Genomic DNA, 8284 nt, shown 5'->3' on the forward strand with positions numbered 1-8284 from the left:
ACGAGCCGCGCCGGTGACGACGGCGGCCCGGCCCTCCAGTACATGCTCGCGCATGGCGTCTCCCTTCAGTGGTCCGCTGCCTCTCGCCCCCCGACGCCGTGGACCGATTCCGTGTGTGACGGGTCCCCGTACGCGGTCACCGGACCGGTCCGCACCTGGATCGTCCGGGGTGCGAGGTGCTCGGAACCCTCGTGCCCGGCGCCGGAAGCGGTCCCCCGGCGGCGGGGCCGTCAGCGCGAAATCGCGCCGGACACGCCGGGCCACCGGTGATACGCCTGTTCGGCTTTCAGCCAAGACTCCCGACCTGCCGGCCGATGCGACGGCGATCGGGCAGGGGTACGGCAGGTCGAACATGCCTGCGTCCATGGTCGTTGTTTCTTGTCACGCGCGCAGGCAGTGCGTCACCATGCCGTCCGAACGGAGTGCCTGCTTCATCCGTTCGGCCGTCATCGGCCGGAGGACGTCGTGCCGGACAGGCTCGCGGCGCACAGGACGGTCCAGGAAATGGCGAAGCCGGTCACCCCTTCCATCGCTTGTCACGGTCTTCGAGGAGTGTGCCGAACAGCAGGGCGTCCGACGTGTCCGCCGCGATGCGGCAGCCGGCGACCGCCTTCCGCTCGTGAGCACTGCCGGCGAGGAGCATGACGGTGCCGATCGCGGCGTCGCGTGCCCCGATGGCCCGGCCGAGCGGACCGGGTGCAGCGGAGTGACCGCCTGGCGGCGTCTGCGGGACTGGACCGAGGCCGGCGTCCGGCCCCGCCTGCACGAGGTGCTCCTGGCCGAGCTGCGCAGAGCAGGTCTGCTGGACATGGACGATGCCGCGATCGGCGCCTCGCATGTCCGGGGGCCCTGAAGGGGGGCTCACACCGGACCTTCGCCGGTCGACCGCCCGCGGCCGGGCAGCAAGCACCATCTGATCACCGGCCGGTACGGCACCCCCCCCTCGCCGTCACCCTGACCGGCGGAAACAGGCATGACGTCACCCAGCTGACACCGCTGCTGGACGCGATCCCCCGCATCCGAGGGCTCCGTGGGCGGCCGCGGCACCGGCCGGGCCGGTTGTTCGCCGACCGCGGCTACGACTTCGACACGTACCGGCGCGTCCTTTGGGCCCGCGGCATCACACCGAAGATCGCCCGCCGAGGTGTCCCGCACGGCTCCGGTCTGGGCAAGGCCCGATGGGTCGTGGAGCGGACCTTCGCCTGGCTCCACCCGTTCAAACGCCTCCGGATCCGCCACGAGATACGCACCGACCTCCACCTCGGACTGCTCCAACTCACCTGCAGCATCATCTGCTTGAGGCGCCTGCGAACCTCATTCTGAAACGATCAGTAAGTACGTCGGCGACATCACCTACCTGCCTGTCGGCGGCGGGAAGCTCTGCTGTCTCGCGACCGTCATCGGCCTCGCCTCATGTCAGCCGGCCGGGTGGGTGATCGCCGATCACATGCGAACCGAACTCGTCATCGACGCCCTCGCGGCCGCCGAGCAAACCTGCGGATCCTGGCAGGAGTGGTGATGCACACCGATCACTGCTCGCCATATACGAGCAGGGCCTTCGCTGAAATCTGCAGGTCATCAGGGGTCCGACAGAGCATGGGCGCGGTCGTGTCCAGCGGGGAGAACGCCGCGGAAAGCTTCAACGCCGCTTTCAAGAGGGAGGCACTCAAAGGCCGCAAAGGCTGGTCGAGCGAGCACGAGGCCAGGCTCGACGCCTTCCGCTGGCCGGCCCGATGCAACACCCGACGCAGGCACTCCCGCCTCGGCCAGCGGTCTCCGATCGCCTACGAGAACGGCCTCCAACCAGCAGTAACTACCCTGGCCCAAGCCGCATAGACGTGTTCAGAATCCGGGGACAAGGTCCCGCTCAGCTGACCCGAAGGCCGACCGCCAGCGTCAGTTCAAGGACGCGGTGTGGCGATGCGAGATCCGGAAACAGCTCCCGCAGCTGCGACATCCGGTACCGGACTGTCTGGGGATGGACGAACAACGCCGCCGCCACCTCGTCCCGCCTGCCCTGGTGCAGCAGCCACGCCCGCAACGTCTCCTCCAGCCGCCGTGCGGTCGCGACAGACAAGGTCCGCAGCGGTGCGAGGGCTCGGGCACGCAGGTCTGCGAACGCGTCCATGTCGGCGCTCAGCACCAGCTCGGGCAGGTGGTCCTCGGTGTCGCGAATATCGGAGGAGAGGGAGCGCGCGCGTACGGCTCGTGTGTACGAGGCGGACGCACGAGTCCATGGCCGGGCCGGGCCTACCACGGCGGTGCGGTCGGTGAGCTGCCGCAAGAGGTGTGATCGGTCGGCATCGGGGACGAGCAGCACACCGGTGGCGTCCGGCAGATCGTCGAGGACGAGGGTGCTCGGGTCGAGCGCGCGGTAGGCAGGCCGGGCCTGGGCGGCGGGCAGCAGGACCGCGGTCAGCGAAAGCGGGGGCTGCCACCCGGCCCGTTGCGCAGAGGCCAGCAGCACGTCCGGGCTCGCGCCGGCGAGGAGGTCGCGGGCCAGGTGTTCCAGGTGGCGCTCGTGGGCCCTGCCCCGGGCGGCCAGTTCGTCGGCGTGGCCCGCGGCGCTCGCAGCGGAGAGCTCGTCGATGTAGGCGAAGGTCAGCTCGGCGAACTTGGCGACCTCGGCGGCGGGCAGACCTGCGGGTACGGCACCCGCTGCCAGGCATCGCCAGGCCACGCGGGCGCCGACGCGGTATGCGCTGAGCAGGGCGTCCATCGAACGGCCGGAGCGCACCTCGCCGCGGCCCAGCTCGTAGGCTGCGTCACCGGCGTCGCCGCCTGTGGCGTTCCCGCTCGCGAGGTCCAGGTAGTGCCCCAGGGCGGTGCGGACGGCTCGGCGGATGGTGCCGCCCATGCGGCCCGAAAGGGCGTTGGCGTAGGGAGGGACCTCGTCGATGATCGCCTGGACGACCTCGTCGGCGGTGGTCTTCAGCGCGGCCCGAAGTGCGGTGACCGTCGTCTCGTCCAGGGCCAGTTCGCTGGCCCTCCGAATTGCATGGCTCACGTTTTGTTCCCTGCGAACAATTCAGCCGACCAGATTTACGTCTTGCGGTCAGGACTTTACCCCTTGAGGGGCAGCAAGCTGGAGTCATGACGAGTGCAGCCCTTCGCAGCAGGGCGTGGAAACTGCTGGAGATGGTCACGACGCCGCTGCTGCCGTCGGACTACCTCGACCTGGTCAGCCCGCTGCGTGCGGGCGCTGACCTGCGTGGGCGCATCGAGGCCGTGCACCCCGAGACGGGTGACGCCGCGACTATCGTGATCAGGCCGGGACGGGGCTGGCGCGGCCACACAGCCGGTCAGTACATGCGGATCGGGGTCGACGTCGACGGGGTGCGCCTGTGGCGTGCCTACTCCCTCACCTCGCCGACGAACCGCCAGGACGGCCGCGTCACGATCACCGTGAAGGCGATCCCGGACGGCAAGGTCAGCAACCACCTGGTCCGCAGGGTAAAACCGGGCACCCTGATCCAGCTCGACCAGCCGACCGGTGACTTCGTGCTGCCGCAGGCCAAGCCCGCCAAGGTGCTGTTCCTGACGGCCGGCAGCGGCATCACGCCCGTGATGAGCATGCTGCGCGGCATGGAGTTCGACGACGTCGTCATGGTCCACTGCGCGCCACAGCCGCAAGACGTGATCTTCCGCAACGAACTGCACGACCTGGTCGCGGACAGGAAGCTGCGGCTCACCGAGGTGCACACCGACACAGACGGCATGCTCGACATCGCCCGTCTCGACGAACTCGTGCCCGACTGGGCCGAGCGCGAGACCTGGGCTTGCGGGCCCGCGGGCCTGCTCGACGCCGCCGAAGAGCACTGGAGCGAGCACGGCGTACCAGAGCGCCTGCACACCGAACGTTTCCGCCCCAGCATCGTCGTCGCCGGCGACGGCGGCGAGGTCACGTTCAGCGCCACCGGCAAGACCGTCGACGCGGACGGTGCCACGCCGTTGCTGGACATCGGCGAGGAGGCCGGCGTGCTCATGCCCTCCGGGTGCCGCATGGGCATCTGCTTCGGCTGCATCACGCCGCTCAAGGCCGGCGCCGTCCGCGACCTGCGCACCGGCGAGATCACCGAGGCCGAGCCGGGCGTCCTCATCCAGACCTGCGTGTCCGCCGCGGCGGGCCCCTGCGACATCGAACGGTAGGAGCACCTTGACCGCCATCGACCCCACCGCCCACCTGACCGCGGAGCAGATCGAAGAGCTTGGCCGCGAACTGGACGCGATCCGCGACGAGGTGATCGCCGGCCGCGGCGAGAAAGACGCCGCCTACATCCGTAAGGTCATCTCGGCGCAGCGCAAGCTCGAGCTGGTCAGCAGGGGCGTGCTGCTGTTCTCGTTCTTCCCGCCCGCGTGGCTGCTCGGCACCGCCGGTCTGTCCGTGGCGAAGATCATGGACAACATGGAGATCGGCCACAACGTCCTGCACGGCCAGTGGGACTGGATGCGAGACCCGAAGATCCACTCCACCACCTGGGAGTGGGATCACGTCTCACCCTCCGAGCAGTGGAAGCACTCGCACAACGAGCTGCACCACACGTACACCAACGTGATCGGCAAGGACAACGACCTCGGCTACGGCATCATGCGCGTCGACGAGGACCAGAAGTGGCACCCGTTTCACCTCGGCCAGCCGCTGTGGAACTTCATCAACGCCTGCTTCTTCGAGTACGGCATCGCCGCGTACGACCTGGAGCTGGGGAAGAACCTGCACAAGCGCCGCCGCAAGAACCCGGAGTTCCGCGCGCGGGCCAAGGCCGTGGGCCGCAAGATCCGCAATCAGGTGCTCAAGGACTACGTGATCCACCCGCTGCTGTCGGGCCCGTCGTTCCTCACCACGCTCGCCGCGACGTTCACCGCGAACCTGGTCCGCAACATCTGGTCCCACTCGGTGATCATGTGCGGGCACTTCCCCGAGGGCGTGCAGGTCTTCGAGCGCCGGTCGATCAAGGGCGAGACGCGCGGCCAGTGGTACCTGCGCCAGATGATGGGCTCGGCGAACATCAGCGGCAGCAGGGCCATGCACTTCATGACCGGCAACCTGTCGCACCAGATCGAGCACCACCTGTTCCCGGACCTGCCGAGCAACCGGTACGCCGAGGTCGCAGTGAAAGTACGCGCGCTGTTCGAGAAGTACGAGCTGGAGTACGTCACCGGCCCGCTGCCCAAGCAGGTGTTCTCCGCGTGGCACAAGGTATTCCGGCTCTCGCTGCCGAACAAGAAGCCCAAGGTCGAGACGCCGGGCCGCGAGCAGGAGCTCGTCGCGGCCTGATTCCCGGTAGTAAAACGTCGCACCGGTCCACGGATGGCCGGTGCCGGCCGGGGTGAGGTGCTCGGCGAGCACGCGGGCGGCGTTCGGCAGGCCAGGGCCCTCAGGCGGCGAACGGGTCGGTGTGGCCGGGCGACTGCTGCCCCGGGCGCAGGAACCGCTGGTCGCCCCGTTCGTCACGCACCACGAGGAACCCGGCGTCCGTCAGGCGCTGTGTGATCTTCCCGCGGCGGATCGCGCCCACCTTGAACGCCACGGTGAAGAGCAGCGCGACCGCCCCGCCGGAGGCGACCGCTTCGACCGGCGACCTGTCGATGAGCAGGAGGACGGTCAGGACCACGCAGGCGAGGTAGCCCATCACCTTCTGTCTCCGGTCGGCGACGTACTGGGCCATGACGTCGAAGGTGATGAGGTCCTTCAGCACGGCCACGGCACCGACCGCTTCGGGCAGCGGCTTCAGCGATCCCTGCTCCAGCCCCGGCACTCTCCCGCCATTGCCCGCCTGCGGATGGGCGGTGATGGTTGCCGCCTCGCGGACGCGCGCGTCGGGCTGCGGGTCCCGGTACATCCGGACCTGGACGAGCGAGTTCTTGAACCCCGTCCTGTACGCCGTTCCGTACGTGTAGCCGTACTGCTCCGCCACGTGCGCCAGGGCGGCCGCCTTCGGTGTGGAGCCCTGGGGGGCGATCTCGACGATGCCCTGCTGACGGGCGATCTGCTGGAGCATCCCCGCTATGTGACGTTCTACGGACATCCTGTTCCCCGCCCCCTGGGTCCCCGCGCCTGGGACCGACCGGCGCACAGCCTAGTAGTTCTTCGTCAGGTTCTTCGTCTGGTTCTGTTGCGGGGCAGGGGGCGGCCGCAGGTGGTGCAGATGCCGGTCCAGTACCGCAGCAGGTCCTGGAGGATGTCGAGGACCTGGTAGAGGGTCAGGCCGGCGTGTGGGCTTTGGGGTCGAGCCGCCGCAGGGTGAGGAAGGCCTGGGCGGCGGTGACGAGGGTGACGTGGTGGTGCCAGCCGCGCCAGGTGCGGCCCTCGAAATGGTCCAGGCCCAGGCCGTGCTTGAGCTCGCGGTAGTCGTGTTCGACGCGCCGGCACATCTTCGCCCACCGCACCAGATCGGTGACCGGTGTGATGGCGGGCGGATTCGAGATCCAGTAGCCCGCCGGCGCGTCCTGACCGTCAGGCCACTCGACCAGGAGGGTCCGGGCGGGCAGCGCACCGTCCCACCGGCTGCGGCCGCCGCCCGCCTGCCGGGCCGCGGCCAGGGACTGCTTGCCCGCAGCCCGCACAGTCAGGACCGCGAACCGTGAGGTCATCGGACCTTTGCCGCCCTCCGCCAGATCGCCTCGGTGAACCACTCCGCACCGGTTTCCGCCACCAGGACACCGACGGCTCGGGGCGGGGTGCGGTAGCGGGGCAGGGGCGGCGGCCCGAGCCCGCCGTAGGCGGGCCGGTGCGGCTCGGCCTCTTTGACGTGGGCGACTTCCTTGCCGGACAGCGCGAGGACATAGGACAGCCCACGTCCCTCGAGACCGGTCCGGAACGGGGTGCTGACGCCGTAGCCCGCGTCGGCGACCACCACCGGCGCCTTCAACTGCCAGCCGGTGCGCGTGTCCAGCAGGCCGAGTGCCGGACGCCACTTCTCCTGATGGGCAACGGCACCGTCCGGCACCCCTGCCCGGCGGCAGCGGTCCGGCACCTCCGTCCACTCCCGCGGCAGATACAGCTGCCGGTCCAGCGGGCACGATGCGGTGTCGGTGGCGGCGAGGGCACTGACCGCGACCTGGCAGTTCGCCCGTTTCCCCAGTGCTCCGCAGTACTGCCGGGCCCCTCCGGCCGAAGCGGTGCCGCATTTGGGGAACGACACAGCGTCGATCACCCATACCTCCGGACGGGTCGCCTCGCAGAGCCGCTCGGCGATCCGCCGGCGGATCCCACGGTGACTGGTTCACGAACTGCTGCAGGGCCTGCATGTTCCCGTCCGGCAGCCGTTCGGCGATCGGCCGGACCGACTTGCGCCGCCCGTCCAGCATCAACCCCCGCGGATAACAGCCGCCTCACCGCCGCTGATCCGCCGCGGAAGCGAGGCGAACACATCGGCAACGAACTCCGCCAACTCGCCCCGGAGCCGTTCACCTCCCCAAGCCTCATAGCCGGAAGATGCCCACCACCAGGCAAGATCACCCGACGTGACGAAGCGCTACGAGGAGGGTTCCGCCGGGGTGGTGTCAGCAGTTGACGAAGCGGCTGCTGGAGTCCGCCCTTGGAGGGCGAGATCACCGACCACCTCGGCTATGACAAGCACGACCCGGCCGGGGAGAACGGCGGGAGGAGTCCGACGGCGCCGGCATTGTCGGTCTCCGGTGCTAGCGTCGCCACCATGGCAAACCGTTCGTATCTCTACTCCGCAGACTCGATGCCGAGCGAGACAGAGGTCCCCAAGCGGATCCGATGCATATCCGAGCACAACTGGGACATCCCGCTCGCACACAAGCTCATGGTGGGGCACGGAACGACGATCGTCCCGTCCATGATCTGGAACCCTCCGATCGGCATCGCCGCGGACTACGCCAACGGGGCGGCCCTGCTTCGCGACCTCCTGCGTGCGGTCGGCAAGGGCCTGGAGGACGACGCCGAGTTCGCCGAATGCGTTGCCAGGACCACGGCCCACCTCGAGAAGCAGCAGGCGAAGTACTTCGTCCTCGAGACCGGGGAGATTGTCTCGATGACGGACGACGATCCGGCAGCGAGCGTGCGGCGTCTGGCATCCGAGGACATCCCCGACGCCGTCGCCAAGGCCGAGGCGGCGATCGCCGGCCAGAACGACGACTGGCTGGCCTCGGTCCGAGCTGACTGGCAGAGGCACTTCGCGTCCTTCTACAGCGAAGCTCTCTACTTCTCCTTCCCCGACTAATACTCCAGCCGTAGATCGTGATCTTCACGTCTGACCGGCTTGCCGTCGATAGTGGCTGGCCTGGGCGCGGGCTTGGTGACGACGTCGCCAGCAGG

At 69.1% G+C, this 8284-nt stretch carries 7 protein-coding genes and 2 pseudogenes; 5 read left to right on the forward strand and 4 right to left on the reverse strand.

The window, feature by feature from the left end; translation table 11 throughout:
* Nucleotides 1-688: 688 nt before the first annotated feature.
* Together ACFWUY_RS39800 and ACFWUY_RS39805 are read left to right on the forward strand one after the other, a co-directional pair.
* Nucleotides 689-1323 (forward strand): annotated as a pseudogene (locus ACFWUY_RS39800) (IS5 family transposase); the annotation flags it as partial.
* Nucleotides 1324-1596: 273 nt separating this feature from the next.
* Nucleotides 1597-1836, forward strand: coding sequence for an integrase core domain-containing protein (locus ACFWUY_RS39805; RefSeq protein ID WP_384121576.1), 240 nt, complete (start codon nt 1597-1599; stop codon nt 1834-1836).
* Nucleotides 1837-1867: 31 nt separating this feature from the next.
* Here the strand turns inward: ACFWUY_RS39805 and ACFWUY_RS39810 are convergent, their stop codons facing one another.
* On the reverse strand, nt 1868-3007 hold the full coding sequence (locus ACFWUY_RS39810; protein WP_384121578.1) for a PucR family transcriptional regulator: 1140 nt from the start codon (nt 3005-3007) through the stop codon (nt 1868-1870).
* Between the two features lie 86 nt (nt 3008-3093).
* Here ACFWUY_RS39810 and ACFWUY_RS39815 point away from each other — a divergent pair, with 86 nt between their 5' ends.
* On the forward strand, nt 3094-4149 hold the full coding sequence (locus tag ACFWUY_RS39815; protein WP_384121580.1) for a ferredoxin reductase: 1056 nt from the start codon (nt 3094-3096) through the stop codon (nt 4147-4149).
* 7 nt (nt 4150-4156) lie between these two features.
* Nucleotides 4157-5275, forward strand: coding sequence for a fatty acid desaturase family protein (locus ACFWUY_RS39820; protein ID WP_384121582.1), 1119 nt, complete (start codon nt 4157-4159; stop codon nt 5273-5275).
* Between the two features lie 100 nt (nt 5276-5375).
* On the opposite strand, the gene ACFWUY_RS39825 is transcribed toward ACFWUY_RS39820, so the two are convergent.
* From ACFWUY_RS39825 to ACFWUY_RS39835, 3 genes and pseudogenes are all read right to left on the reverse strand, one after another.
* Nucleotides 5376-6026, reverse strand: coding sequence for a hypothetical protein (locus tag ACFWUY_RS39825; protein WP_384121584.1), 651 nt, complete (start codon nt 6024-6026; stop codon nt 5376-5378).
* 175 nt (nt 6027-6201) lie between these two features.
* The gene (locus ACFWUY_RS39830) at nt 6202-6591 is read right to left on the reverse strand and encodes a hypothetical protein (protein ID WP_384121586.1); all 390 of its coding nucleotides are present in this window, start codon (nt 6589-6591) and stop codon (nt 6202-6204) included.
* A pseudogene (locus ACFWUY_RS39835) lies at nt 6588-7308 on the reverse strand (IS701 family transposase). The gene ACFWUY_RS39830 and the pseudogene ACFWUY_RS39835 overlap by 4 nt, the downstream one beginning before the upstream one ends.
* A gap of 230 nt (nt 7309-7538) precedes the next feature.
* Here ACFWUY_RS39835 and ACFWUY_RS39840 point away from each other — a divergent pair.
* Complete coding sequence (locus tag ACFWUY_RS39840) at nt 7539-8189, forward strand: hypothetical protein (protein ID WP_384121588.1); 651 nt, start codon at nt 7539-7541, stop codon at nt 8187-8189.
* Nucleotides 8190-8284 lie beyond the last annotated feature (95 nt).

Source organism: Streptomyces sp. NPDC058664 (assembly GCF_042716635.1).
Classification (GTDB): Bacteria; Actinomycetota; Actinomycetes; order Streptomycetales; family Streptomycetaceae; genus Streptomyces.

Coding starts and splice junctions, on each gene's coding strand:
- ACFWUY_RS39825 (WP_384121584.1), bottom strand. CDS start 6,026: ATGTCCGTAGAACGTCACATAGCGGGGATGCTCCAGCAGATCGCCCGT.
- ACFWUY_RS39805 (WP_384121576.1), top strand. CDS start 1,597: ATGGGCGCGGTCGTGTCCAGCGGGGAGAACGCCGCGGAAAGCTTCAAC.
- ACFWUY_RS39830 (WP_384121586.1), bottom strand. CDS start 6,591: ATGACCTCACGGTTCGCGGTCCTGACTGTGCGGGCTGCGGGCAAGCAG.
- ACFWUY_RS39815 (WP_384121580.1), top strand. CDS start 3,094: ATGACGAGTGCAGCCCTTCGCAGCAGGGCGTGGAAACTGCTGGAGATG.